At 57.9% G+C, this 23,482-nt stretch carries 29 protein-coding genes and 3 pseudogenes; 17 read left to right on the plus strand and 15 right to left on the minus strand.

Features of this window, described 5'->3' with window-relative positions; all coding sequences use genetic code 11:
• Window positions 1-279 precede the first annotated feature (279 nt).
• Both FJ430_RS11705 and FJ430_RS11710 read right to left on the minus strand, forming a co-directional pair.
• Window positions 280-555 carry a DUF6894 family protein gene (locus FJ430_RS11705; RefSeq protein ID WP_140646306.1) on the minus strand — a complete coding sequence of 92 codons (276 nt, stop codon included), beginning with the start codon at window positions 553-555 and terminating at the stop codon, window positions 280-282.
• Window positions 556-897: 342 nt separating this feature from the next.
• Window positions 898-1,147 (minus strand): annotated as a pseudogene (locus tag FJ430_RS11710) (hypothetical protein); the annotation flags it as partial.
• A gap of 54 nt (window positions 1,148-1,201) precedes the next feature.
• Between FJ430_RS11710 and FJ430_RS11715 the strand changes: the two are divergent.
• Together FJ430_RS11715 and FJ430_RS11720 are read left to right on the plus strand one after the other, a co-directional pair.
• Window positions 1,202-1,897: pseudogene (locus FJ430_RS11715) on the plus strand (IS1595 family transposase); the annotation flags it as partial.
• Window positions 1,898-1,964: 67 nt separating this feature from the next.
• Window positions 1,965-2,342, plus strand: a complete 378-nt coding sequence (locus tag FJ430_RS11720) for a hypothetical protein (protein WP_140711025.1) — start codon at window positions 1,965-1,967, stop codon at window positions 2,340-2,342.
• A 69-nt stretch (window positions 2,343-2,411) separates the two neighbouring features.
• Here the strand turns inward: FJ430_RS11720 and FJ430_RS11725 are convergent, their stop codons facing one another.
• The 3 genes from FJ430_RS11725 to FJ430_RS11735 form a co-directional block, all read right to left on the minus strand.
• Window positions 2,412-2,606 (minus strand): hypothetical protein, encoded by a 195-nt coding sequence (locus FJ430_RS11725; RefSeq protein WP_140646305.1) that lies wholly within the window; start codon window positions 2,604-2,606, stop codon window positions 2,412-2,414.
• Between the two features lie 119 nt (window positions 2,607-2,725).
• On the minus strand, window positions 2,726-2,911 hold the full coding sequence (locus FJ430_RS11730; protein ID WP_140646304.1) for a hypothetical protein: 186 nt from the start codon (window positions 2,909-2,911) through the stop codon (window positions 2,726-2,728).
• Between the two features lie 197 nt (window positions 2,912-3,108).
• On the minus strand, window positions 3,109-3,300 hold the full coding sequence (locus FJ430_RS11735) for a hypothetical protein (RefSeq protein ID WP_140711026.1): 192 nt from the start codon (window positions 3,298-3,300) through the stop codon (window positions 3,109-3,111).
• A gap of 277 nt (window positions 3,301-3,577) precedes the next feature.
• Between FJ430_RS11735 and FJ430_RS11740 the strand changes: the two are divergent.
• The 3 genes and pseudogenes from FJ430_RS11740 to FJ430_RS11750 all read left to right on the plus strand — a co-directional run.
• Window positions 3,578-3,682: pseudogene (locus FJ430_RS11740) on the plus strand (ATP-dependent DNA ligase); the annotation flags it as partial.
• 246 nt (window positions 3,683-3,928) lie between these two features.
• Window positions 3,929-4,753: a Ku protein gene (locus FJ430_RS11745; RefSeq protein WP_140711027.1), complete on the plus strand. Its 825-nt coding sequence runs from the start codon at window positions 3,929-3,931 to the stop codon at window positions 4,751-4,753.
• Window positions 4,754-4,795: 42 nt separating this feature from the next.
• Window positions 4,796-5,389, plus strand: a complete 594-nt coding sequence (locus FJ430_RS11750) for an SOS response-associated peptidase (RefSeq protein WP_140711028.1) — start codon at window positions 4,796-4,798, stop codon at window positions 5,387-5,389.
• A 2-nt stretch (window positions 5,390-5,391) separates the two neighbouring features.
• Here FJ430_RS11750 and FJ430_RS11755 read toward each other — a convergent pair whose 3' ends face one another.
• Window positions 5,392-5,721 carry a hypothetical protein gene (locus tag FJ430_RS11755; RefSeq protein ID WP_140711029.1) on the minus strand — a complete coding sequence of 110 codons (330 nt, stop codon included), beginning with the start codon at window positions 5,719-5,721 and terminating at the stop codon, window positions 5,392-5,394.
• Between the two features lie 44 nt (window positions 5,722-5,765).
• Window positions 5,766-6,512, minus strand: coding sequence for a hypothetical protein (locus tag FJ430_RS11760; protein WP_140711030.1), 747 nt, complete (start codon window positions 6,510-6,512; stop codon window positions 5,766-5,768).
• A 151-nt stretch (window positions 6,513-6,663) separates the two neighbouring features.
• Between FJ430_RS11760 and FJ430_RS11765 the strand changes: the two genes are divergently transcribed.
• On the plus strand, window positions 6,664-7,122 hold the full coding sequence (locus tag FJ430_RS11765; protein ID WP_140711031.1) for a hypothetical protein: 459 nt from the start codon (window positions 6,664-6,666) through the stop codon (window positions 7,120-7,122).
• A 1,002-nt stretch (window positions 7,123-8,124) separates the two neighbouring features.
• On the opposite strand, the gene FJ430_RS11770 is transcribed toward FJ430_RS11765, so the two are convergent.
• Entirely contained in the window at window positions 8,125-8,475 is a 351-nt protein-coding gene (locus FJ430_RS11770) for a hypothetical protein (protein WP_226892166.1), read from the minus strand.
• A gap of 440 nt (window positions 8,476-8,915) precedes the next feature.
• Between FJ430_RS11770 and FJ430_RS11775 the strand changes: the two genes are divergently transcribed.
• Entirely contained in the window at window positions 8,916-9,140 is a 225-nt protein-coding gene (locus FJ430_RS11775; protein WP_140711032.1) for a hypothetical protein, read from the plus strand.
• A gap of 536 nt (window positions 9,141-9,676) precedes the next feature.
• A complete protein-coding gene (locus FJ430_RS11780; protein WP_413467868.1) occupies window positions 9,677-10,171 on the plus strand; it encodes a hypothetical protein in 495 nt (164 codons plus the stop codon).
• Here FJ430_RS11780 and FJ430_RS11785 read toward each other — a convergent pair.
• Window positions 10,143-10,328, minus strand: a complete 186-nt coding sequence (locus FJ430_RS11785) for a hypothetical protein (RefSeq protein WP_140711033.1) — start codon at window positions 10,326-10,328, stop codon at window positions 10,143-10,145. The genes FJ430_RS11780 and FJ430_RS11785 overlap by 29 nt on opposite strands.
• 508 nt (window positions 10,329-10,836) lie before the next feature.
• Here FJ430_RS11785 and FJ430_RS31745 point away from each other — a divergent pair.
• From FJ430_RS31745 to FJ430_RS31600, 3 genes are all read left to right on the plus strand, one after another.
• A complete protein-coding gene (locus tag FJ430_RS31745; protein ID WP_348639945.1) occupies window positions 10,837-11,025 on the plus strand; it encodes a hypothetical protein in 189 nt (62 codons plus the stop codon).
• Between the two features lie 29 nt (window positions 11,026-11,054).
• Complete coding sequence (locus tag FJ430_RS31690; RefSeq protein ID WP_413467843.1) at window positions 11,055-11,324, plus strand: hypothetical protein; 270 nt, start codon at window positions 11,055-11,057, stop codon at window positions 11,322-11,324.
• Between the two features lie 83 nt (window positions 11,325-11,407).
• Entirely contained in the window at window positions 11,408-11,539 is a 132-nt protein-coding gene (locus FJ430_RS31600; protein WP_264296151.1) for a hypothetical protein, read from the plus strand.
• 309 nt (window positions 11,540-11,848) lie between these two features.
• Here FJ430_RS31600 and FJ430_RS11795 read toward each other — a convergent pair whose 3' ends face one another.
• Window positions 11,849-13,207 (minus strand): phospholipase D-like domain-containing protein, encoded by a 1,359-nt coding sequence (locus FJ430_RS11795; protein ID WP_140711035.1) that lies wholly within the window; start codon window positions 13,205-13,207, stop codon window positions 11,849-11,851.
• A gap of 874 nt (window positions 13,208-14,081) precedes the next feature.
• Here FJ430_RS11795 and FJ430_RS11800 point away from each other — a divergent pair.
• On the plus strand, window positions 14,082-14,321 hold the full coding sequence (locus tag FJ430_RS11800; RefSeq protein WP_140645660.1) for a hypothetical protein: 240 nt from the start codon (window positions 14,082-14,084) through the stop codon (window positions 14,319-14,321).
• 603 nt (window positions 14,322-14,924) lie between these two features.
• Window positions 14,925-15,536, plus strand: a complete 612-nt coding sequence (locus FJ430_RS11805; RefSeq protein WP_140645661.1) for a hypothetical protein — start codon at window positions 14,925-14,927, stop codon at window positions 15,534-15,536.
• Window positions 15,537-16,025: 489 nt separating this feature from the next.
• On the opposite strand, the gene FJ430_RS11810 is transcribed toward FJ430_RS11805, so the two are convergent.
• The 5 genes from FJ430_RS11810 to FJ430_RS31750 form a co-directional block, all read right to left on the minus strand.
• The gene (locus FJ430_RS11810; RefSeq protein WP_140645662.1) at window positions 16,026-16,490 is read right to left on the minus strand and encodes a hypothetical protein; all 465 of its coding nucleotides are present in this window, start codon (window positions 16,488-16,490) and stop codon (window positions 16,026-16,028) included.
• 180 nt (window positions 16,491-16,670) lie between these two features.
• Complete coding sequence (locus FJ430_RS11815) at window positions 16,671-17,159, minus strand: hypothetical protein (RefSeq protein ID WP_181175600.1); 489 nt, start codon at window positions 17,157-17,159, stop codon at window positions 16,671-16,673.
• A gap of 64 nt (window positions 17,160-17,223) precedes the next feature.
• Window positions 17,224-18,078 carry a PRC-barrel domain-containing protein gene (locus FJ430_RS11820; RefSeq protein ID WP_140711037.1) on the minus strand — a complete coding sequence of 285 codons (855 nt, stop codon included), beginning with the start codon at window positions 18,076-18,078 and terminating at the stop codon, window positions 17,224-17,226.
• 702 nt (window positions 18,079-18,780) lie between these two features.
• Window positions 18,781-20,487, minus strand: a complete 1,707-nt coding sequence (locus FJ430_RS11825) for a DNA polymerase/3'-5' exonuclease PolX (protein ID WP_140711038.1) — start codon at window positions 20,485-20,487, stop codon at window positions 18,781-18,783.
• Between the two features lie 93 nt (window positions 20,488-20,580).
• Window positions 20,581-20,766, minus strand: a complete 186-nt coding sequence (locus FJ430_RS31750) for a hypothetical protein (protein ID WP_413467844.1) — start codon at window positions 20,764-20,766, stop codon at window positions 20,581-20,583.
• Window positions 20,767-20,909: 143 nt separating this feature from the next.
• On the opposite strand from FJ430_RS31750, the gene FJ430_RS31605 reads away from it, so the two are divergent.
• The 4 genes from FJ430_RS31605 to FJ430_RS11840 all read left to right on the plus strand — a co-directional run bounded on the left by FJ430_RS31605 (window position 20,910) and on the right by FJ430_RS11840 (window position 23,106).
• On the plus strand, window positions 20,910-21,218 hold the full coding sequence (locus FJ430_RS31605; RefSeq protein ID WP_140645664.1) for an ATP-binding cassette domain-containing protein: 309 nt from the start codon (window positions 20,910-20,912) through the stop codon (window positions 21,216-21,218).
• Complete coding sequence (locus FJ430_RS31610) at window positions 21,188-21,676, plus strand: ATP-binding cassette domain-containing protein (RefSeq protein WP_140711039.1); 489 nt, start codon at window positions 21,188-21,190, stop codon at window positions 21,674-21,676. Before FJ430_RS31605 ends, FJ430_RS31610 begins: the two co-directional genes overlap by 31 nt.
• A 309-nt stretch (window positions 21,677-21,985) precedes the next feature.
• Window positions 21,986-22,174, plus strand: coding sequence for a hypothetical protein (locus FJ430_RS11835; RefSeq protein WP_181175601.1), 189 nt, complete (start codon window positions 21,986-21,988; stop codon window positions 22,172-22,174).
• 464 nt (window positions 22,175-22,638) lie between these two features.
• Window positions 22,639-23,106, plus strand: a complete 468-nt coding sequence (locus tag FJ430_RS11840; protein WP_226892167.1) for a GNAT family N-acetyltransferase — start codon at window positions 22,639-22,641, stop codon at window positions 23,104-23,106.
• Window positions 23,107-23,482: the final 376 nt, after the last annotated feature.

The raw sequence follows: 23,482 nt of genomic DNA on the forward strand, positions 1-23,482 counted from the left end.
GCCGCCCCAAGCTAGCGGCCCGACAGTTCCGCGTTGGGGTGCGTGGGTTAAACCGCCGGGCCTAACCGACTCGTAGGGGAGAGTCGGCTAATCGGAAGCTAAATTAGCATAATTGCATTGACATAAGTTTTTATGTCTTTCCACCGGTTTCGCTGCCGAGTTCGCGCTGCTTTCCGCTGTCCCCCGACCAGCCTGTCGCGCATCTTTCCACTTAGCGAACCCTACTCCAGTAACTCTGCCGCTGGCTTTGGCCGGCGGGCTTCTTTGTCGGGCTCAACCCTAGTCGCGCTCAGCCTCCATGCGCGGGATGTAGAGCGCATCGCCTGAAGGCACTTTCGCCGCGAACTGAAGCGTGAACAGGAGATGATTCTCATCATCCGTCACATTCATGATCCAAGGCGTCATATGCTCCCAGAAAGACTGCTTGCTGTCGTTTATCATCTCGCCAGCAGTGCGCACTGCTTCCTGCCGCGCCGCGTCTAAATCCGGGAGATCGACCCCTTCAGGGTCGGGGACGAAGGTGCCGTTGTCAACGTGGAAATAGTATCTGGTCATGCTGCTCTGGCCCGTGAACAAGCTCCAACGCTCTCAGCGCAACTTTGTTTCTCCCGAGATTGGGTAGTGGGTCAGTTTGAAATTTGACGGCGATCAGTGCAGGCTCTTCAAAAGCGCATCAATCTCCTCTGGCCAATCCGTCGGCACCAGAAAGAATGGATGTAGCTCGCCACTTGCGCGCGGACTTCCTGGTTACCGATGACGGTAAGGGGATCGCGTTCCATCAGTCACTCCCTTAAAAAAAGGAAGAGCCGAAGGCGCCTCCGGCATACCCTCACTCCGGCTTTTCCCGATGAGCGAAGATGCACCCGGGACCACTACATGCCCAACCACCCAGCCATGTTAATGGTTGCGGCTCTCAGTTCCTATTTCGGCAACGCGCTTTTTGTAAGGGCACCGAGTTGTCGTCTTCTCGACTTCCTTAGCCTCGATTAGCGCGACGATATCGCCAATCTCCCAAAGCTTGTCAGTCACACCAGCGGCCATTGCCGACGTCATGCGGTAGTGAGGCGTGGATGCGAACAAAGTTGTAATACATGAAGTGCAGCGCTACCGCGTTGGCGTGGGCTTCCACCTTCTTTGAGAGGCGATTATCTGGTTGACAAACCCAAAGTGATTACGTGGGGTAAGGACATAGGAGATTTCCATGTCCATTCTGTCCCGCCCCGAGTTCCATGACGAAGCAAAGGCTTTCGAGCATGTGGAGTCAATACTGTGGCCGAATGGTCCGGTTTGCCCCAAGTGCGGTAGCGTTGATCGCCACTACGCATTGAAGGGTGTTCGCACTAAGCCTTCCAAGAAGAACCCGAACGGTGTCGAGCGTCACGGCCTGTACAAGTGCAGCGCCTGCCGCTCGCAGTTCACCGTCCGCATGGGAACGATCTTCGAGGAAAGCCATCTGCCGCTGACCAAGTGGCTACAGGCCATCCACCTTATGTGCGCCTCTAAGAAGGGTATCAGCGCTCACCAGATGCACCGCATACTCGAATGCACCTATGAGGCAGCTTGGTTCCTGTGCCACCGCATTCGCCTTGCAATGGCGTCTGGCGAGCTTGCCCCGATGGGTAGCAACGGCAAGACCGTCGAGGTTGACGAGACCTACATTGGTCGTCTTAAGGGCACTCCTGTGAAGCCCGGCGGCGGCTCTCACAAGAATACCTTTGTCACGCTGGTAGAGCGTGGTGGGCGCGCCCGTTCCTTCCACGTTGATACCGCCCGCATTGGCACGATCATGCCGATTGTCCGCGCCAACATCGCCAAGGAAAGCGCGTTGATGACGGACGAGGCTGGCATGTATCGCCGCGTTGGCCAGGAATTCGCCTCGCATGATGTCGTGACGCACTCTAGAATCGCCCGAAACCGATGAGGGTGCAGGCAAGCCTGACCCCGAAGTTGATAAGGGTAAAGTCATGGAAAACAAAAACCAATCGCCAGCTTGGGACCCATTCCCGCAGACCCCGCCCCCCGCCGGCTCAGCCGACGTTAAAACCAATCGTTTTCGATATGGAAACCGTGTCGGGTCACTACCAATTCGACAACGCCGACGATCTGTCGGAGTTCATTCAAAAGCTGGAAAAAATCAAAGGGCTGATGCCATCGAAGCATTAGGGATCATGAAAGAAAAAACCCAAAAAGAGAAATTCGAGGAGGCTGCGCGCGAACTCGGCACCGACCAATCCGACGAAGCCTTTGAGGCTGCCGTCAATAAGATCGCCCACGCGCCCAAGCTCACCAACGAGCAGATAAAGGAACTGGCGCGCCGGAAGCGCGACAAGGCCAAGGGCTAAGGCAATCACCCTTCGTTCGCGATATGAGCGCAAGCTAACGTAAGGTCATGCCGGTACAGCGTCGGCCGCCTACTGGTGACTTTCGCTTTGCACTATCCATTCCACCAAGTCGGGATCGACAGTCGATGAGCCGGTATATGTAGCAATCAGCTGCGCGGCCAATTCTCGCCACTTGCTCTCCGGCGTGCTCTCGTCCTTCACGGCCTTATGGAAGGCCGTCCGCAAGATGTCGGCATCGAATGGAGATAGGCCGCGTTTCGCCATTGTCCCCTCATAAATGGCGGGGCGAAAACCATCCCCCGCGAATGAGCGATTTATATCCCTACACGACCTATTTCGCGAGTCTCACCGTTGCATGAGCGAGGAGCGGGCCAACGATGCCACTAATGCGTCGAGTCGTCGTCATCCCCTTCGCCTTCCTCCGCTTCCTCAAGAGCCTTGAGTAGCGAGACGAAGTTAAGCGGCAACACCGGATCGATTTCCAGCCCTAAAAGCTTGTGTAATGCGCGGCGGTTTTGCTCGTCTCGGATCATCGAGCGGATGGCTTCGCCGCTAGCCTTTTGTGCCATGAGATTTCGTCCCCGAATCGAATCCAACTCCCGTTAGCCAGGAAGGTTCCAATCCAGTCGAAAGTTTTGGCTGTGCGGCCTGTCGAGGACCATATTCCCATTTCACTTAGCGCAAGCTAACGCAAGGTCATGCTGATGCGGCTTGCATGCCCCAAAAGCTCCGGCGCCGACCCCTCAGCGCCGGGACTTTTTCGTTGTTAAGACCGTGTGACGTTATTCAGACCTAGGCGCATGCGCTGTCCTTCCGCGTAGGATAGCGCATATTCTTCCAGTTCAAATGATCGGGTGAGTTCTTGGTCGTTTTCGATGACGCGGACGAGCCATTCGCCAGAGACTTCCGCCAGTTCGACCCGCGCGGCCGGGCTGCGGAATAGAACCACGTTATCCATCGCAGTGCCTCCCCAGAGAGCAAGGGTAACGTCGATTTTTATAATTCCGTCGAGATCGGTTGTTCAAGCTGATTCGATTGTACGTTTTCATACCAAGAGATAGCTTGCCGGCCCGTGCTGATTATATTCCTATTTCGCTTTGGGTTTTCAACCAGATAATCGCCCTTTGAGAAGCCGTTGGTCAGGCGCGTGAAGCGGCGCATATGCATCCGCATGGTGGAACGGAAACGGCCATGCCATATTGAATCAAATTCGAAATGGCGTCGGGGTAACCTCGGTGCGTCTGACGTTCATACCGCCGTTGATGCCGACGCTCGTGGACAAGCCGCCAGAAGGCGATGGCTGGATGCACGAGCTCAAGTTCGACGGCTACCGCTCTCAGTAGCTCAGAGAGGATTGGAGTGCGGACCACGGCTCACCTGGGAACAAGTTTGGCCCTGCCGGCCTGTGTTCCAGGCGGACGCGTTCCCCTCTCGCCGCCGTTGGCTCAGGCCAGATGCCCGTCGCTGCATTTCCTTCCGACGACGGGCATCTTCTTGCATCTGCGCGTCTTTGAGCCGACGCGGAACCATTGTGGCGAGGCCAAGTTTCCCCCGTCAGGATGTTCCACAAATCATGAGTTGACCAAATGGCGGCACCACGCGCGGTATGGAAAGGATTCCTCAAGGTCGGATCGGTGACTTGCGGGGTCAAGCTGGTCGGGGCGACCACCGAGGCCGGCAAGGTCCATTTCAAGATCCTGAGCCGCGAGGACGGACTTCCCGTCAAGAGCGCCTATGTCGACGAGCAGACAGGCGACGTGGTTCCCGCGGAAGACCAGATCAAAGGCTATGAGGTGGAGAAGGGCGAGTTTCTCGAAATCGAGCCGGACGAAATCAAGAAACTGAAGCTCACGTCGCAGCACACGCTCGATGTTGAAGGGTTCGTTTCGATTGACGAGATCGACACGCGCTATCTGGAAAAGCCCTATTACGTCATTCCGGCCGACGGCGCCGCTGTGGAGGCGTTTTCGGTGCTGCGTGAAGCCATGGTCAAGAAGCGGGTCGCGGCGCGATCCTGCGTTGTCCTCTACCAGCGCGGCAGGGAGGTGATTATTCAGCCATTCGGCAAGGGAATGCTGCTGACCGAACTGCGCACGCATAACGAGATGATTTCGGAAAACAGCGTCTTCGACGATCTGAAGAGCCCGAAGTACGACAAGGATTTGCTCGAAATTGCCGGGCTCCTGATCGACAAGAAGGTGACTAAGTTCGACCCATCGAAGTTCGAAAATACCTATGAGGATGCGTTGATCGCAATGATCGACGCCAAGCGCAAGGGCAAGAAGCCGCCCAAGCCGGCACAGAAACCCGAGGAGAATGTTGTCGACCTCGCCGCCGTACTGAAGAAGAGCCTCGCCAAGGAGGGCATTAGGCCGGCGCCAAAGTCGAAGCCTGCACGAAAATCGGCCTAGTAGCTTCCCAAGATCATCTTCGTCGTTTCCGCGGGAAACTCCATGTGCAACGACTACGAGCAGCACGTCGCCTGGGCAGAATATTGCCGGATGATGGAATCGTTGGCGCTGAATATCCCGACCCATCAAACCGAGCTTGATCTTCCCCAAGCTGACGACATTCGCATCAACGATCCGGCGCCGATCATGCGTGCTGCCGGGGACGGCGTTGAACTTGCGTCGATGACGTTTGGTTTTCCGCCGGCCGGCCCGAAGGGAGGGCCGGTGTTCAACTTCCGGTCCGAAGGACGTCGTTTTGCTGACAGCAAACGCTGCCTCGTGCCGGCATCGGCGTTCTTCGAGTTCACGGGCACGAAATATCCAAAAGCCAAACACCGCTTCACGTTGAACGGTGCTCCATTCCTAACCATTGCCGGGCTCTGGCGTGAGGCGGCCGGCAACAAGCCGCCCACCTTCACGATGTTGACGACCGATCCTGGGCCGGATGTCGCGCCGTATCACAATCGGCAGGTGGTCGTTCTTCAGCCTGAGAATTGGAGAGTCTGGCTCGATCTGTCGAGACCGGAAAGCGAGTTGTTGCGACCCTTGCCGGCGGGATCGTTATCCGTTGAAACGGTACGGCCAGAGCGCGCCTGAGTTCAGTTCCGCAGGACTTCCGGCACACTGAGAGGTCCAATCTCGAAGATCCGCTGATAGACGCCCTTGCGGCGCCAGGCGCCACGTGCTCGGCCATTCTCCCGGTCATGCTTGGGATCGAACATGAACCCGCCGAAGTGCTCAAAGAAGGCGGCGGCGGCATCGCGATCTGCGAAACAGTGCAGTCGCCATTGCTCCTGCTTGCCGTCTTCCCAGATCGCAATCACCGATCGCGTCCGGCATGATAGCCCTTGCTCCTCGAGAAACCGTCGGATCAGCGTGAAGTTGTATGCTGTGCAGATGTCGTCGGGCAGGGCGACCTGGTGCGGCATCTCGCGATCGATGACCGTTGGCGGCGGAATACTGCGATTTCGTCTCACCATGCCGGGGGCAGAAAACCCTGCAGGCGCATTGCCGCGAGTGTAAGTGCAATTGCCGCGTTGGCAGGAGGCTTCTCCATGTGTTGATAGCCATCTGAGCAACGCCACGCAGCCACGCTCAAATCGTCGTGCTCATCCCTGTCGCGATCCGGCTCGATGATGCGAGCATCGCATGGTTCGTGGTCGACTTCGATCGTCCATTTGGGAAGGGATTTCTTGGTGATCTCCACAATCTGTGCCAGTTTGCCCGTGAGATAGGGGAGCTCCATTTCGGCCGCGTCTTCGGGTGTGCACGGCCCATCGATCCAGCCCATTACGTAACAGGTATCGATATCGAGTTGCCGGTCGGGACCAATGGCCGTCTCCAAGCGCTCGATGATCTCCCGGTATCGCCCCTGCCTGTCCGGCCATGTAGCAAGGTTCGCCGTCTTCACCCTCGGTTCAACTGGACCGATCCCCAAAACCCGGTGCGGGCGAACGACCTTGTCTTCGAGCCATCCCGCACAGCAAGCTTGGCAAGCGGCGCGTTCGGCCTCGTACCAGACGCTGGCTGCCGTCTCCTGTTTCTTGCTGGGCTCTGGAAAGTCAGGAAAATTCTCTTTCATCCAGGGATCGGCTGCCAGCATCCCGTTGACAGCATCTTCGTATGAAATTCCCGAGCGGGCGAAAACAGCCTCCGCGGCCGCGACGCCGCGGCACAACTCTTCCCAGGTTGCATTCTCAATCACCAGTCGAAGCGGCATTCGTGCCTCCTGTGGCTATCATGCAAGAAGTGAACAAAATAGGAACAAAACTGTCAAGCTGCCATTGACCGGCTAGGAATTTGTTCTCTATTCAAAGGGGATCAGCATTTCGGAGGAATAGGCGGTCGCCCAAGCGTCCGGCTGCGGAGCTATGGGGAAAACAGCAGAGGACAATTTCCGAATCGAGGTGTGGGATCGCGACGAGGTCGCCCCTATCGAAACCATATCGCGATCACCGGATTTCGTCGTGTCGCAGGCCGGATGGCAAGCGGCAATTCGGCGTCGGCCGGGAATGCTGCTCATTCATCGAAACGCCAATTACGCAATGGAGAAGCTGCTCACACCTGGCGAGCCAACAGTTCCTCTCGAGACGATAGTGGACGGTAGCATCCACGCCGGTCTCGATGTGGCGCTTGGCGATCTCCGAAGCTGGCACACGCTTCGGGCCTGGTGCAAAAACTGCTCGCATCATGCATCGGTGAAACCCGAGGCGCTCATCAAACGCTATGGCAAGGCCGCGCTGTTCAGTTCTGTGGAGCGGGCGCTTTTTTGCACAAGTTGTAATCGAGGTGGACCAGTTCGCCTCGAAATCCTGTCGCTGCCTCGATGAACGGTTTGGACAGCGACTTTCCAGGTTGAGGTTGGAACAACGGTGGCAAGCGAAGATTAGGACACCCTAACGCATGGGAGCGCGGCGATGAGGTTCGAGACAATGTGTGATCCAGCCGATGAGTGGCTGGTATATGACCGGTCGACGGATTTGCCCGCACTCCGCTACGACAGTTTGCTTATCGGGCTGTCGCGAGCGGAAGCGGAGCGCTTGGCTCATGAGGCCAATTCGCTGAAGGCCTCGGAACCAGCATATGAAGCTAGCGTTGCTGATGAAACCGACGTCACCAGGATTCGACAATGCCCAACAATATTTCCCGACACGAAGAGCAGCGCGGCACTCGAAATGTTCTAATGTGGGGCGCTGTTGCAGCCCTGGTGATATTCGTGGTGTTGTTGGCTTTTATATTCTGGCCCGCTGTAACACCATAACCTAGGTGGACCGGCCGCGTTCGACGGCGTGACGTTCACGCCGCCGGCGCCGGGTGCTCCGCATTTTGGGATACGGAGATGCCACATACATCGTCATTCGGGTTACTTACCGCAACAGGGACAAATATCAGGAGCGAACGATATTGTGGTGTCGCTCTTTATCCGGCGATTTGCGATGGAGTTTCCCAAGTCGCGCTCTAACTGGTCGGCAATGTTAGCGACGGCATTGCCCGTGATGGTGTTAGTCGCTATCTGACCGGTTCTAGCCTGCCTCGAAAACTCCCGAAGCATCTTTCGAAAACGATCAACTTGCATTATCCCATCCCTTGCAAACTAGTACAGAAGGGTACGCTAAAGCATTTCTGACACCAAGGCTATTGGCTACCTTGGAAACCATTGCTCTCTTGTTTCTCCCTGTGCGATCCGCGCTTTCGCTTGCGACGTGACTCTGATGCGCTACCGCGCTTGTGATCCGGCCCAGTCTTAAGCACCCCTGGAGCATTTCGTTAGAGCGCTTCGTGTCAGTGGACGCTTGCTGCTTCGGCAGCCCTAACGAATCGCCCGTGCTTTGTCATTCCTTCGCCAGCCGGCCTTCAAGCTCTTTCATAAAATGGGCTTCGTTGAGCAGCATTTCCCAATCGGTGCCGAAACGCCCAATAAGATCGTGGGCTTGCTCGTTGGAGATGTTTGCTTCTCGGGACAACCGGTCTGCCAAGAGATCAAAGGTGGCGGGATCTGCCTCGAGCAAGCTGCCATCGCGATGCTGCATCGCCGCCGCGATCACTTCGAAGACGCTGCCGACTTCCTCATAGATTTCGCTTATCGCGATGCCCTCTCGGTCTGCGGCTTCCATAGCCTGGTCGGCTAGATCCTTTATCGCGGCCGGGTCGTCGGTCACCGCATCCGGCAGATGCTCTGCCATCCATTTGTCGAAGAAATTTATCCCGCGAGTGCTCATCTCGCCATAAGCGGCAGGCGAACATTAGGTTCCGCTGATAGGAGAAGCTCCGATTTGAGCCCGCCACCGTTGAGGGACGATAGCGGGCTCTCGGGCTGTGGGCAGCCCGAAGGCAGCGCGACCGTCTGGCGAGGTGAGCTACCCGATGGACTAAGCCGGTGATGTGGCTTATGTTCCATCCCCATTGTTGCCACGGTAGGCAAACAACTCACGGTGAGCTGTGGACGGGAAACAGCCGAGGGCTGAAATACAGCCGCGTGTCATTCATCGTTCATTCATAATATCAGCGGATTCTCATAAGCGGGCATGCTGATGCTCCTCAACTGCAAACACCAGACTGTGGCAGGCCGCGGATTCGGGCGGCGGCGAAACAGGCACGGGCGGGGGGAGGAGGACTGACCAAAATGTCGAATCGAGAAATCGGAACATCCCGTTCGCTCGGAATGCGTGTCGCCGATCTCAAAGCCAGGATGCGGGACGCCCGCATCACCGAGCATGAGATCAAGACCTTCCAGAAGGTCGCGGCCATCATGGCGCGCGGAGAAGGTTCCTTACGCATCGACGCGGACGACTTGATCGCCGCGTCCTTTCTCACCGAGATGACGGTGGGCGAACCGACGCTGACCTGAGAGCATGGCCATCCCTCCCGACGCTGGCACGGCTACCCGCCGCCAGGGATGGTAAATTTCCGCGCAATCAAAGGCCCGTCGACCGATGCCGATGGGCAGCCGGGAAGTAGCCTGCCACGCAAGGCGTGCGCGGCAGGCAGTGCGAGAACTACGGAAATTCTGCGTCGTTCCGCGCATCGCTGCCCCTTGCTGGTCAGCTGTATTGGACGTGAGACGAACGTCCCACCCTGGAACTCATAAGTTCCGTCTGCGAACACATTTCAGAAACCTCCATCAGAGTGGGCTGGTCCCTTCATTGCAATTCGGGGATCACCCTAAGGCGGCGTGGGCAACCTCTCGCTCTGTAGACGCTTTCGATGATTTGAAGCACTTCGTCGCGTGGTAGCCCACATCGCCGGGCGGCCTCAAGCAGCCGCTCCTCCGATACGCTCGCGGTAATTAGGATCGCTTTCGTCCCCATCGGATTCGCAACTACGGAACAAGAATGGGCCGAACGGGAGGCGCGTCATCTGAAGGTCGAACTAACGCGGGCCGATCTGACATATGACGAGCTGGCCGAGCGTATGAAGGCACACGGCTTCAAAGAGACAAAGGCCATCCATCTGATGCCGAAGAAAACCGCGCCGATCATGCTAGCCACCCGCTGGCATGTGAGTTTAGTTCTGTCGCCGCGCGCCATAATACCGCAGTGCTCCTCAATCGTCGCCCTGATCAACTGGAGCGCGGCGCGGCACTCGGGATCGTTCTTCATCCGAAGAGTCTGGGGCGGTGGCGGCGCACGTCAAGCGATTGCTAATGGAACATTCCGCCGCCTCAGAAATTGCTCTTGCACGGCGCACTTCGGACGAGCAGCGCGCTGGGTCGGAACGATTGCAACCGTTCCGGCGAGAGCCCGTTTCCCACAGGGCGGGCTCTCACGCCGCCTTGAGTTGTTTGCTCTTCGTCTGCCACGGCGTTCTCCTCCTGGTCAGGAGGAACCATGTATATTGCAAATGTTCCGATTTACCGTTTCGAACGCTTGCGGTGCTTAGATCTGTCCTGCTTTTTGAAGCCCGTCGCGCTGTAGGCGCTTTCGATGATTTGAAGCACTTCGTCGCGTGGTAGCCCACATCGCCGGGCGTAAAAATCGGCCTCAACCAGCCGCTCCTCCGAAACGCTCTCGGTAATTAGGATCGCCTTCTTCCCCATCGGATATCTCCAAGGCCATGCTGGCTTATAACCGATTCTCGGGAAGACTTGTTTCAGCGAATGCTAATGGAACTGAAACTTCATCGCGTTATTGAGTGAAATCGTAGAGTTGGGGCTGTGATGCGTAAGCGCGCCGACGGTGAACGGTTGCCCATTATCCATCCAATGAAGCCCAAGCTCTTCAGGGATCCTCCGAAGGGCGACGACTGGATTCATGAGGTCAAGCAGGACGGGTACCGAACGCAGATTCTCAAGGACCGCGACGGCATCCGGCTTTTCACCAAAAGGGACTATACTGGACCGGCATATTTGCCGAGTTGGCGGCCGCGGCGACCGCGATCCGAGCCGAAAACTTCATTCCTGAGGGCGAAACGATCAAGATCAATGCCGCCGGCCTCGCCGATTTCCAAGCGCTCTAAAAAGCTGTTGGCATCCGAAAAGCTCGGGACATTTATCTGGTCGCTTCGATCTTATCTATCTGAATGGCAAGGATCTCCGGAACGAGCCGGTGGAAAGGCGCCGCGATATCCTCCAGGCCTTGATCCCCGCCGGCAATCGCATCCAGTTCAGCGAAGCGATGGCGGGCCTGGCGACGCAGTGTTCCACCTGGTCGACATGGCCTGCGTCGAAGGCATGGTTTCGAAGCGGAAGGGGAGCCGCTACCGCAGCGGCCCGACCACTGACTGGCACAAGGTGAAATGCTTCCAGCTGAAGACGGTAGACATCATGGGCCACCAGCGCGATCCTGGGCAAGCCGCGCGCGTGCTGATGGCCGACAAGGGCCGGTACGTCGGGACCGCTGTCGTCAACTTCAAGCTCGACCGGCGGCAGCGGCTTTGGGACCAGGTGCAGGGCCTGACCGGCGCGCCGTCGCCGAAGGGGCTGGCGAAGGAAAAGGCCGAGTGGCTGCGGCCCGAGCTCGTCGGACGAGTGAAGTTCCTGAAGGGCGAGGAGATGCTGCGCCTCGTCTCGCTGAAGGATTTCAAGGAAACGTAGGCGTGCCGGCGCTGCTCCCTCGGAGCGGAACATTAGGCTTGTCTAACGGTTCCGATCCTAGTGCGTTTTCCGAGGATAGAGCGATGGCCGTGCTAGCGTTTGATTTCGTCTATTTCTGCCAACTGACAGGGGCCGATCTCTTAGGCGGTATCGTCTGCCTGTTGGCGTTCCTCATGCTCTACAACGTCATGGCGGAAGACCGTCCAAATCGGTAGGCTGAGCGGCGCTCCAGTCCTCACAAGGCTTGTCGATGCGCGGTGTTTTTCTCTTCGGCGGCACGTGGCTTGTGAAGAGGCGCACGGCATGGACTTTGAAGGTGATCCCCAGATCATTCCCGTCTGAGTGGATCAGCTTTCTACAGAGCATTGCCGCAGCGCTCGACAAGCACCTAACAAGCTTCAACAAAAGCAGACATCACCCGATCAGCCGATAGCGACCGCTCCCGCCAGATTCCTTCGCATCTCCTGGCCTCCAGCCGACGACCACCTTCCGACGGTCTTACCCGATCGGGCGGCGATCGTGTGCTAAAGCTGGGAATGCAGTCGGCTAGCCATCCAATCCGTCACCCTTTCAGTCCAGGGGCGGGCTTGCCATTCCTCGAGACTGATCTGCTTAGACCGTGCTAGGTCCCGGTTGAACAGATCGATTTGGGTTTGTCCAAAGTCCTTGCCATAGATATTCAGATTGGCCTCATCGTTAAGACCAAGGGATCGCTCATCAAGGTTGGCGGAACCGAAGCTCGCCCAGACGTCGTCGACGATCAGCAGCTTAGGATGGTACATCGTGGGCTGGAACTCATAAATCCGCACGCCCGCCTTGAGTAATTCGCCCCAGAAGTAGCGCGAGCCTTTTCGAACGATAGGAACATCCGTCAGCGAGTTGGGGACGATGATATCGACGATCACGCTCCTTTTTCGGGCATCCAGTATCTGCTGCAGGGCGATGTCGTCCGGAACGAAATAAGCCATTCCGATCCGCAAGTGATCCTTGGCAGCAGCCATCGCAGCCAACATCATCAGCTCCATGTCTTCGGAGCCATTTGGTTGCGAGGACAAGATAAGTTGAGCGCTCAGGTTCCCCGCAGCTGCGAGCGGCGGGTAGAACTTCTCGCCCTGCAACGGCTCGCCCGCGGTCTCCAGCCAGTTTTCGGCGAATGCCGCCTGGAATGCGGCTGCGGCACGTCCCTCGATGCGGTAGTGCGTGTCACGCCACTCTGTCGGATTGCGAGCGTCTCCGAGCCAATTGTCCGCAATGCCGACACCGCCGGTGAACGCTATCCGACCGTCGACGATGAGCAGTTTGCGATGCGTTCGGTTGTTCACGCGATCCAGGGTATACCAGTAGATGGGCCGGTAGCGCTGGAACCGCACTCCAGCACTCGTCATGATGTGGATCAGTTCTTCATCGAAGGGGAGACTGCCGACCCAGTCGACGAGCACACGAACCTCGACGCCTTCTCGGGCTTTCGCCGCCAAGGCCGCGGCGAACTCGTAGCCCACCTTTCCCGACCAATAGATGTAGGTTTCCATGTTGATGGTCGAACGCGCAGTGCGGATGGCTTCCAGCATTGCTGGAAAGATCTCATCGCCATTGACCAGCGTCTGCACCGCGTTGGCGTCGAACATTTGTCCCTGGGAATAGCTGGTCATGCTCCTCGCGAATTGAGGATCGGCTGCGTCAAAACGGTGGGGAACGATTGCGCGGATACTCCGGGAATCGGGGATCAAGTTCATCACGATCACAGTGATCGAACTCACGACAATCGCGATGGCAACATACTTAAGTACGTTGAACCAACGACCGAACTTTCCTCTGAGTACGGTCGGCTTTTCCCGAGTCAAACCCTTACACCCCGTGCCGCCCGCGCTGTGGATGGTGGCCATGTGCAACACAAGAACTTCGAGTGCGACGGGAGGTTCCCAGCTGCGGACGAGGGCCGCTATCCTTTGCGCCCGCGCAATTCACCACACATGAATGCTGCAGCGGCGGAAGCGGTCCGACCGCTTGCGGCCGACAACAGACATGGCCGCTTTGCGCCGCAAAGCGGTCGTCAACACGGGCTTTTCCCTCACCTGAAAGCGATGGTCAAATTGGACCGGCGTAATGTCCGTCGGGATCACCGAAAAGGATGGCCATAGTCGTGTCAGGTGTGATCAAGAGCTACGAAGTCAACGCACAGCAGTAATAAAAGAACAGAGACGTTTGGGTCAGATGACTAAAAACCCTGATCCAGAACATTGATTGTGGTGGCTTATAGATGGTCTATTTCTTGGCAAAAGGCCGCGAACTCCAATTTTGTTGAGTGTTTTCGTTGTCATTAGCTATATGAATATCAACCATTAGAAAGGGTTGGATTGACAAAATCCACCCCATAGCTGGTTGTCAGCAGTACTGACTTGAATTCGTATCACGGTGGCGTGGGATGGTGGGCGGGGAACCGGACGACGTGCGGGTGAAATCTGCCGGAACTGAGTGGGTAGTCCGCGTCGTCGAAAAGGGGACCGCAACCATTCACCTGTTCGAGGTTCAGACCTTAGCGGAAGCCTTCGCCGATGTCGAAAGGAGCAGGCTGGGTTTGCCCGCACAGCCACCAATCCACAATGGGTACTAATCGGCTCGACCATTCGTAAAGTCGAGGCCACTGCTCGGCCACGTTGCTGCATGATGCTCACAAGGGAGGGGGGTATGGTGGCGGGGGGACGCGCAGGGCAAATATTTGGGGGTACAGACCATATGAGAAGGTTTCGATAAACTAAAATGAAAATAGTCGCTGATGTTATTGATAAGCTGAAAGAAGATCAAATGAATGACCCGCCTGAAGTGCAAGACTTCGTTGTTGAGGATGTTCTGGAGCTAACCGATTATTCCGAGTATGGAGCTGTAGTTACCATAGTCGACGTAGGAGGGAGACGTGTTCGCCTTCATGTCAGCATCATCAGAGGTGAACTGCTTTGCGAGCGGATTGCTGACGCGCTGGAGTGCCGGTACGGGACATAAACCTTCGAACACCGAGCGAATGCCCCGATCATTGAATATCCGGATGCGAGTTCAATGGCAAAACAGCGTCCCGGAGACGATCTGTGCTTGCAGGACTTGGCAGACGCGGCGGAGTCCGGCGCCGATAAGGCGCCCGGAGCTGCTATTGGTCGGTCCCGGCTCTGACACTTAGCCGAACACCACCTTGTGCTCATGCTCGTTCTTGGCAGTTCCCGCCGTTTCGAAACGCACCCCAAAATGGCTGCTTATGGCGCGACCCGGACCGTACTGCGTTGGACGCATCGGTCCGCTCTTCAGCACGTTCCCAAAACGGACAGTCAGTTGTCGGCCCCATTCCGGTCGAAGCAGGGAAACCGATGCATTGAATCAGCTTTGCCGCTGCTTAAACGCGCACATCATTTGGGGATGCGGATCTCAGGCGGAATTTCCCCTTATCGTCAATGTCCAATTCCGGGCCGGGCTCCTTTGCAACCAAAACCTCACGGGCACGTTGTGTTTCGGTCCGCAATCAGGAGGAGGATGCCGTGAACGGAATAATCTATCTTGTTGGCCTCGTCGTGATCGTTTTGTTCATTCTATCATTTTTTGGACTTCGGTAAGATCATGGCCAAAATAGCCCCCACGGAAAGCGCTGCAGTGACCCCAAAAGTGGCTACATCGTCCTATCTTGAGTGGGGAGGCATATTTGGCGGGGGTGTCATCGCTTGCGCCATTTCGGTGGTTCTTCTGCAATTCGGGTCGAGCGCTGGTTTGGCGCTGGGTTCTCCGACTCTTCCCAACGGTGGCGCCTCCTGGAATGTGCTGGTGGCCGGGCTGTGGGTAGTTATCGTTGCTATAGCAAGTTCCGCAGCCGGCGGTTATGTAGCTGGACGGATGCGCACGCGCTGGGAAGATAGCAACCAAAGTGAAAGCGAATTCCGCGACGGCATACACGGCATCGCAGTCTGGGCCCTAGCGACACTTGGAGCAGCGTTTTTCTTGGCAATGATTGGTGGGCACGGCGCAGCCGCCGTGGTCAATCGCCCCGACGCGCAACTCAACGAAAGCACGGTGCGCCTTTCAGCCCACATAACTGCCATTTTTAGCTTTGCGACTGCTGCAGGCTCCGCGCTTGGCGCTGCGGCAGCATGGTTTGCAGCGATTGCCGGGGGTGAACACCGCGATGAGGGGATCGCTTTTCACCACGTCGTACCGGTTTTCTTGCGCAAGCGTTAGTGCAAAACAATGCACTCGCCCGGCCGGCAAAGCCAACCGCAGCTGTTCCAAGGTCATAGAGATCATCCGTTGGAGAGTGTCTACTTGTCGCCAAACTTGGCCAATACCGGACGGGCTGAAAACGGTCCCGGAGCCGACGATATCATCCCGGTCTGTCTCTCCGACGTCCTTCCAAAGACCCTCGCCGGCGCCTGGAGATAGGCCGTCACGCCATCGAAGCGGGTCGCTAGTTCTTCTTTCAGACGATCGAAATCCCTTCCGGGGAAGAGTTGACCTTGGTGTAACAGCATTTGGACGAGGTACATAGTAATCACCGCTATGCTGCGGATCTGAGGAGGTTGCTTTCGAGGAGAGTGATCTTCGACTAGCCTGACGAGGCAAAAGGAATACGGGCGGCGCTCGCCCGTATTCTCACAGTTAGCGATCTCAGGCCAAATGCATGTGCTTGGACTTTCGCTCGCCGCCTTTTTCAGCTTCTTGAGGCGTCTCTTACTCCCTCGCATGAGTTAAAATGCGAAATACCGGCCAATGGGCAATCGCTTCACGCAATCTGCTGAAAAGCTTGCCTTCCTTGTCGCCGGCAGATCGGACCTGAACGGCAGCCCATCCGGCCTTCATGGTCCCGCCGACGTGGCAGTGGCAAACAATCGCGTGCAGTTGCCAATCCGTTAGCTCGAAGAAGCGTTTCGATTCGCCATAGGTATCGTTCTTCAGTCCTTGCGCGCGCAATATTGGATCGGCGAAAGCGATGCTGAGCGCGGAGTCCAGGGACCGCGCCTTGTCACGCACGTCCAGGGTCATGTATTCCGTCCCGGGGAAGGCGGCGAGGCACCGCTCGGGATTTCGCTCGAGCAGCATGGCCCAATGTTCCAAACGCTGACGCCGCGCCATAGTCGGAAAGGATACTTCGACTTCCGCGACCTCATGCAGTTCTTCAAGTGTCTGATGTTTCATGGCCGTCTCCTGTTGGCGAGGCGCTCTGCCTGCAGAATGCACAGGGCGGAATGGGCCTCGGTCGTCCCTATGCAGGCGAACCAGCAGTCCGTCGGGAAGTTCCATTGGCCAGGAAATTTGACAGTGTGCCTGCTTCAATTTCCCGCTGTCTCTGTGCCTTGGACCATCCCGTGCAATGAGCTACTGCGATGCTTCGACCAGCCGTTGGAGCAATGGGTAATCCTTCAGGTCCTTGTAAGGCGTGAGATCTAACTCCCATGGCACGCAGCGAAGCTGTTCCTCATCGATCGCTTTCTCGTGCCCCTTGATGACGCTTTGGTAGTGCCGCCAGGTCAGGCCAGCCCCTCTCACCGCATCTCTTTCGATGCGCGAGGCAATTTGATGGGCGTGCAGATAATGAAGCCGCAACTCGTCCAAGAGAGCTTTTTCAATAATTTCGTGGCACACCAGAAATGGTTCGAGCCGCACGTCCTTGCCTCTCCACCTGATGGTGCGCGGCAGATGTCGGTCGATGTAAATCGTCGTTGCATCCCTGCTGTACCCAGCAATGTAGGGAATATCGAACTCGTGGCTGATCCTAACTCGTCGATGAAGCGCAGAAACGACATCAGACAGAACGAGGTCGCTAATATCTTCAGAGCTATGACGGACCTCGTCGGCTAATTTCAAGTCCGCTCCCGCGTTTTCCAGTCTAAGCGCCCGCCACACGGGCGAGCGCTTAGCGATGATTTTTTTATTTGTTGACGATGATGCGCTGCTTGTCCCGGTTTTGGGCGTAAGTGGCCTTGTCGTAGGCAGTCTGCGCCTCCAGCTGGTCCTTGGTGAAGTTCGTATAGAGGTAACGGTTGCCGTTCTTGTCGGTCATGAACTTGAGGTTCTCCATACCGACGGCGACCTTCTTTTCGCCAATGCCCAGAAAGCCCCCTACATCAACGATTATTGTGTCGACCTTCTTGTCACCAGTCAGGATGACGTCGCCAATCTCGCCGACCTTCGCATCATCTGCGCCATAGACGTTGGTTCCGATCAGATTTGCCGCACTGATTTTGTCTGACGGCATTTCGGTCAAGGTCGACTTGTCAATCGAGGCCGTCGCAGTGGTATCGGTTTTGCCATTGGCCGCCTGGCTGTCGGCCGTGCTGTTGGTGGGTGGGGACGTCGACGCTGCCGCGGTATCATAAGCCTTCGTATCGAAATTAGGTTGAGCTTTGAGCTCATCCTTCGTCGTCTTCGCGACTAACCAGCGATCGCCCTTCTTGTTGACCCATTCAAGCTTGCTGAAATCATAGGCCACATTCTTTTCCCCCACGCCAAGGAACCCGCCGACGCCAATGACGACAAGTTTGGCGTTCCCGTCCTTGTCGAGGACGATGTCATTAACATCGCCGATTTTCGCAGCGTCATCAGCGGTGCTGTCATAGACCGCGGCTCCCATGATCTTGGAGACGAGCTTGCCATCAGTGACCGGGGCAACAACCTCCGTCTGGATAGCGGGCTTGCTGGTATTTGCGGCGTGGGCACCCGCCGTGCAGAGCGCCGTCGACATGAGAGCAGCCGTCGCGGCCGTAACTAGTATCTTGCGGATCATTGGTGAAATTCCTCCTGTTGCCTGGTCGATTGACGTCGGGATCTGCCAACGTCAGTTCATCCAACGAAAGGAACCGCCTTACGTTCCGGGAGGGGCCAATGGTCGCAACCGGCCCCAGACCGAAGGCTCACGCAGAAATAGGCGCGCGGCTATTCCTGCGGCCGGTGCAATCCCATGGCCCGCCGGCAGCATAGTCTTCTTGAGGGTTTTTCAAGCGGTGGCCTTCCGCGAGCTGGCTCTCAATTGACATCCGAGCGCCACTCTGACCTTGCCCTGATGGATAGTTCGCCAGCACGGTCCCAGCCGGACAAGACGCGCCTTTATTAGCGTTCACTCATTCCAGAACGCCAGGATTTCCAGTTCGGCTTGGAGCCGATGCACCGAACCGCATCGATCTGATTGACAAGCGCGGCCGTTTACGAGCTTTCGACCTTGCACGGGTTTACCTCCCCCAACGAAGACAATCCCGAACTTGGTCCACGGGGAAAGTTCCTCGGCATCCAAAACGTAAAACGCCGGTCTAAACGCTGAGAGGCAGAGGGTCTCTGCATGTTCTCACTTGACCTGCGAAGGGCATGTTGACCGCCACAGGAAAGAGTGCGTTATGAGGTTCCTTGCTGGCGTTGACGGCGCGCTAGGGAACCATACCGGCGGCGGCCCGTCCGAGACCCGTTGCCTGTTCTGCCGACAGGAACTCGAGCCTCATGCGATAGCTTTCCGCGCAGGCGAGCGGCGCTTGCCGCCGGTCTTGGACGTGCACTTGCGCTTTGAAAGGTGCGCAAGCAGAGCCGCCAAACCCATCGCATTGAGAACGCGCGTCCTGGGGACACCTCCCTTGCGGGCCATCTCGACACCCCAATGCATGTGGTCGAGTTCGCGGATTGAATGAGCGTCCGGATTGATGCTGAAGATGCAGCCGTAGTCGAGTGCCTTTTGATGCCACCGCCAGTCGAGATCGAGCCGCCACGGATGCGCGTTGATTTCGACAGCGACGCCATATCTCGCGCACGCTCTGAGGACCTTGTCGATGTCAAGCTCATAGCCGGGGCGACGCAACAACTGGCGACCGGTCATGTGCCCGATGATTGTCGTCAGAGGGTTCGCGATTGCCTGGATGATACGATCCGTTTGCTCTTGCTTAGGCAACTTGAAGCGGCTGTGCACGCTCGCCACAACAAAATCAAACTGCTTCAAGACGTGATCCGGATAGTCAAGCGAGCCGTCGGCTAGGATGTCTGCCTCGATGCCCTTCAGGATATGGAATTCTCCACCGTAGTTCGTGTTCAACCGATCGGCTTCGCGGTGCTGTTCGGCAACCTCCTGCGATGAGAGCCCACCCGCGTAGTGGGCCGACTGTGAATGGTCGGCGACACCATAGTACTCGAACCCACGCTTGCGGGTCGCTTCAGCCATTGCCTCAAGCGTCTCGGTGCCATCGGATGCGGTCGTGTGAGAATGCAGGATGCCATGCAGATCTTCATCCCGGACGAGAGTAGGGAGGTGCCGCCTCGCTGCCTCCTCAATCTCGTCCCTGCCTTCGCGTAGTTCGGGTTCAATGAACTGCAGGTCCAACGCTTCGTAGATTTCCTCCTCTGTCGCTGATGCGATCAGCTTTTTCCCGCGGTAGAGCCCATCGGGTCTGAGGGCGAACCCCCTCTCGGTCGCATACATCTTCAACTGCTCAAGATGGGCCGCCGAACCGGTTGCTTCGAGTAAGCTCGCGCCAAAGTGCTTCTTGTCCGTGACGACAAGCCTGAGGGTGGACTGCTCGATTTCGATCGGCTGCTTTCCCAGCGCTACCAGCGCGAGGTCGGCAACAAGTTCGCAACCGCGCCGGAAATCACCGGCGATTTCCACGCGCGAAAACTCCGGATGCTCTTGCTTCACGGATACAACTGCATGCTCGAGGAGAGCGGCGGCCTTATGCAGGTGAAGCTGTGTTTCGCCGCTTCGCGCTATAGCCAGGTTCTGCAGAATCTTTGTCTGAAGCGAAGCACCGAGGCCTTTAAGTGGCCGGATGCGATCTGCCTTTGCTGCGGCTTCGAGCTCAGCCAACGAGTTCACGCCGAGCGCCCGATGAAGTTTCAGGATCTTGTCGGGCCGAAGCCCAGGCACGGCAAAAAGCTCCATCACACCTGCTGGCACCTCCTCGCGCAGCTTCTCAAGGCGTGGATGCGTGCCCGTTTCATGGAGCTTGCGCACAATGTCTGCGATTGCGTCACCGATTCCCGGAATCCTGGTGAGGGCGCCTGCGGCGATGAGCCGATCGAGCGGCTGCGACAACGCAGCCAGACTATCGGCCGCGCGCAAGTAAGCCTTGGTGCGATAGGGATTGTCCCCGCGCAGTGACGTGCGATGTGCATATTCCCTTAAGAGGCTGGCGACTGTCCGCGGATCGGTTTTTGCCATGGTCGAGGCAAACGGGGCCAATCTTCGCAGGTTCCATTCAGGCCAAGGCAGCGACGCCCCTAATCCAGTCTTGCTGCCTTTCGCGGAATGGGGCTACAGATCTGGCAACGATTGGTCAGCTCGGTCCCACCCCGCCAGGGATTTGCTGGCTGCGCGTTTCTTTAATTCAGCAGCGTCGCCGACATGGAAATGCGAGGGCGCATCTATCGTCTTCATCTCCGCCCAGGTGATCAGCGCCGCGATCGGAGCGCCCGGTCGGGACCTTGCGCTGTACGGCATGATCGCGGTCGCCCACGCTGGTTACGCAAATAGTCCACAAAGATGCGCCCCTTGCGGCGCGCCTTCGGCAACGCGGCCGTGAAGTGAGAGGGATCGCTCGGAAACGCGGCGCATGGCGCCCGCTGCTTTCGGCTGGTGACGCCATGACCGATGCGATCGCGGTTCATGATGCACGGTTGCGCTTCGGCCAGACGGTGGCGTTGGACGGCGTCTCGATTTCGATCCCGCGGGGTACATGCTTCGGCATCGTCGGCGAATCCGGATCCGGCAAGACGACGCTGACGCGTGCCGTGCTCGGCCTGCAGCGACTGGACGCTGGCGAAATCCGCATCCTTGACACACGCCGTTGCAGCAGGGGCGTGCCGCGCTCAAGCAGCGCGCCCTCATTGTCCAACCGATCTGCCAGGATCCAGCCGCCTCGTTGTCGCCACGCAGCCGCATCCGCACACTGATGAACGAGGCCGGCACTGTGTTGAAGGAACCGCATGTGGCGACGCATGAGCGTCTGCTTGTCATCCTGAAGCGACTCGGCCTGCCGGACAGTATCATCGACAAATATCCGCATGAGATCAGCGGCGGGCAGGCGAGGCGGGTGGCGATAGTGCGCGCCCTTTTGATGAAGCCTTCCATCCACGCGGACGAGCCGACCGCCGGCCTTGACGTTTCCGTCCAGGGCGACCTGCTCAACCTGTTGCAGGACATCAGGCGCGTGCAGAACATCACGCTTGTCGTCATCAGCCACAATCTGGCAGTGATATGGCTGATCGCCGAGAACGCCGTCGTGATGCGGGCCGGCAGGGTGGTGGAGATCGGCGAGGCCGCGTCTCTGTTCCAGTCGCCGCGCGATGCCTATACCCGAGAACTGCTGGCAGCGTGGCCGAGTGTTCATCCTTTAGGTCGGTCTGGGTGAGCCGCCGCTGGTTGGCGACATTGCCTGAAAATTCAACGGATAGCGCAGTTGCGCCTGCTGGACGCCGCCTTCGTTCTTCGGCACCGCCAAGCCGCCCTTGCCGATGCCGGAGCGGTTTGGTCCATCGACAAATCGCCCGGGCCACCACCTGGCCGGGGTCTGCCCTGGTCGCGGTCACAATGCCGTCGTCCAGCGCTTTGAGCTCCGTATAGGCGAGTTGGTGCTGTGCGATGCGCGCAGATTGGCCTCAACCGCCTGAACCTGAGCTTGCGCGCTCCGCAGTGACTTCAGTGCATCATCATACTGCGAATGCGTGGCGAAGCCCTTGCCGAGGAGGAGCCGAAACCTGTCTTCCTGCGCGGCAGCCTGAGCAAGCGCGGCCTTGGCCGCGTCGAGGTCCGCCGCGGTGGCGGTGACCTTGTTCTGGTAATCGACGGCGCTGAGTTCCGCGAGCTTCTGGCCCTTCTTGACCGTTGCGCCGGCGTCGGCATCGCATGAGACGAGCCGCCCCCAACCTCGAAGCCAACCTGGCTAACATAGCGCGATTGGAGGCGGCCGGCGCCTTACGTCACCAGCACGAACTTGTAGGGCGGCGTGACCACCACCACGCGGGCCGTTCGTGGCGCCGCCGGCGCCCCGGCCTCCTTTTGTGAACAACCGGCAAGACAAAGGCCGGCGATACCGGCCAAAAGGAAATGACGCGACGACAGGCGCCACTGGCAGAAGTCCGCGGCGCTTCACGGGCGCGTGCTAGGCCGTGAACTCATAAATTCAAACGGCGATGATGTTTGGATTGCAAACAAAGCTCGGCATTGACGAGTTTGCTACTTGCATGATTGATTGGAGCACCGCCATTTCAACCCGGTTGCCGGGTAGGAGGCGCCGCAAAGCCCTCGTGCAGCGGAAATCCCCTCTTCAGCGTACCGAAGACGAACAGGTTTTCATCCATACCCGGGGAACGCTTGAGCCTCGCCAAGGTTCATTGGGATTGCACCAAGCGGAGCGGTTCCATTCAAGGATTAAACATAAGGCTGTCGGCGCAAGCCGATGCAAAGGCGCAGGCGGCGGATGCGCTCTATCGCTACAACGTTGCGGCAACGGCCGTGGACGACCGTGCCGCCATTGGAGCCGAGCTGTGCGACGACGCCGGAAAGGTGTTAGGCGGCCTGTGGGGGCGGACGGAAATGGGCCTTCTCTTCCTCGACATGTTTTTCCTGCCCGAGCATTTGCGGGGGCAATCCCACGGCACGCGGCTCCTCGCCTTGGTCGAAGCGGAGGCAAAGCGCCGTGGCTGCAGCGGGGCGGTGGTGGAGACGAGCAGCTTCCAAGCGCCGGGTTTCTACACCAGACATGGCTACCAGGAGTTCGGCAGGGTTGATTTCGGGGTCGGCGGACACGCCCGCATCTTCCTGCACAGGCATTTGGCTTGAGCGCGGTGCGCAAGCGCCCGGACCGCACCCTCATGGCGGCGACAAGCGATTCCAGGAAACGTGAAATGGTGTCCGCCCGAAATGTCGTCAAGACAACAGCTAAGCACGAGAGCTGTGTAGCTTTGAAACGCTTGATCCGCATTTTACCAGCGGCCGCGCGGTGCTCCCACCCGGCCGCGATGTCTGAGCTGGTCTGGTCAGGGTGGCCGAGGATAGAGGGTGGTAGTGGTAAGCCGGACAGGGCGTGAGCGGGGCGAAGATTCCGCCGGGCTCGCGAGCCCTTCAGACGCTGTGGTGTCCGAGGTCGGTCGGCTAGTGCGATATGCTGGTCTTCGGCGCCCGGTGCGATCAGGGCGACAAGCAGAATAGGGCGGGT

The sequence above is a fragment of the Mesorhizobium sp. B2-8-5 genome (assembly GCF_006440675.2).
GTDB lineage: Bacteria > Pseudomonadota > Alphaproteobacteria > Rhizobiales > Rhizobiaceae > Mesorhizobium.

Coding starts and splice junctions, on each gene's coding strand:
- FJ430_RS11705 (WP_140646306.1), bottom strand. CDS start 555: ATGACCAGATACTATTTCCACGTTGACAACGGCACCTTCGTCCCCGAC.
- FJ430_RS11720 (WP_140711025.1), top strand. CDS start 1,965: ATGGAAAACAAAAACCAATCGCCAGCTTGGGACCCATTCCCGCAGACC.
- FJ430_RS11725 (WP_140646305.1), bottom strand. CDS start 2,606: ATGGCGAAACGCGGCCTATCTCCATTCGATGCCGACATCTTGCGGACG.
- FJ430_RS11730 (WP_140646304.1), bottom strand. CDS start 2,911: ATGGCACAAAAGGCTAGCGGCGAAGCCATCCGCTCGATGATCCGAGAC.
- FJ430_RS11735 (WP_140711026.1), bottom strand. CDS start 3,300: ATGGATAACGTGGTTCTATTCCGCAGCCCGGCCGCGCGGGTCGAACTG.
- FJ430_RS11745 (WP_140711027.1), top strand. CDS start 3,929: ATGGCGGCACCACGCGCGGTATGGAAAGGATTCCTCAAGGTCGGATCG.
- FJ430_RS11750 (WP_140711028.1), top strand. CDS start 4,796: ATGTGCAACGACTACGAGCAGCACGTCGCCTGGGCAGAATATTGCCGG.
- FJ430_RS11755 (WP_140711029.1), bottom strand. CDS start 5,721: ATGCCGCACCAGGTCGCCCTGCCCGACGACATCTGCACAGCATACAAC.
- FJ430_RS11760 (WP_140711030.1), bottom strand. CDS start 6,512: ATGCCGCTTCGACTGGTGATTGAGAATGCAACCTGGGAAGAGTTGTGC.
- FJ430_RS11765 (WP_140711031.1), top strand. CDS start 6,664: ATGGGGAAAACAGCAGAGGACAATTTCCGAATCGAGGTGTGGGATCGC.
- FJ430_RS11770 (WP_226892166.1), bottom strand. CDS start 8,475: ATGGCAGAGCATCTGCCGGATGCGGTGACCGACGACCCGGCCGCGATA.
- FJ430_RS11775 (WP_140711032.1), top strand. CDS start 8,916: ATGTCGAATCGAGAAATCGGAACATCCCGTTCGCTCGGAATGCGTGTC.
- FJ430_RS11785 (WP_140711033.1), bottom strand. CDS start 10,328: ATGGGGAAGAAGGCGATCCTAATTACCGAGAGCGTTTCGGAGGAGCGG.
- FJ430_RS31690 (WP_413467843.1), top strand. CDS start 11,055: ATGGGCCACCAGCGCGATCCTGGGCAAGCCGCGCGCGTGCTGATGGCC.
- FJ430_RS31600 (WP_264296151.1), top strand. CDS start 11,408: ATGGCCGTGCTAGCGTTTGATTTCGTCTATTTCTGCCAACTGACAGGG.
- FJ430_RS11795 (WP_140711035.1), bottom strand. CDS start 13,207: ATGGCCACCATCCACAGCGCGGGCGGCACGGGGTGTAAGGGTTTGACT.
- FJ430_RS11800 (WP_140645660.1), top strand. CDS start 14,082: ATGAAAATAGTCGCTGATGTTATTGATAAGCTGAAAGAAGATCAAATG.
- FJ430_RS11805 (WP_140645661.1), top strand. CDS start 14,925: ATGGCCAAAATAGCCCCCACGGAAAGCGCTGCAGTGACCCCAAAAGTG.
- FJ430_RS11810 (WP_140645662.1), bottom strand. CDS start 16,490: ATGAAACATCAGACACTTGAAGAACTGCATGAGGTCGCGGAAGTCGAA.
- FJ430_RS11820 (WP_140711037.1), bottom strand. CDS start 18,078: ATGATCCGCAAGATACTAGTTACGGCCGCGACGGCTGCTCTCATGTCG.
- FJ430_RS11825 (WP_140711038.1), bottom strand. CDS start 20,487: ATGGCAAAAACCGATCCGCGGACAGTCGCCAGCCTCTTAAGGGAATAT.
- FJ430_RS31750 (WP_413467844.1), bottom strand. CDS start 20,766: ATGCCGTACAGCGCAAGGTCCCGACCGGGCGCTCCGATCGCGGCGCTG.
- FJ430_RS31605 (WP_140645664.1), top strand. CDS start 20,910: ATGACCGATGCGATCGCGGTTCATGATGCACGGTTGCGCTTCGGCCAG.
- FJ430_RS11835 (WP_181175601.1), top strand. CDS start 21,986: ATGCGTGGCGAAGCCCTTGCCGAGGAGGAGCCGAAACCTGTCTTCCTG.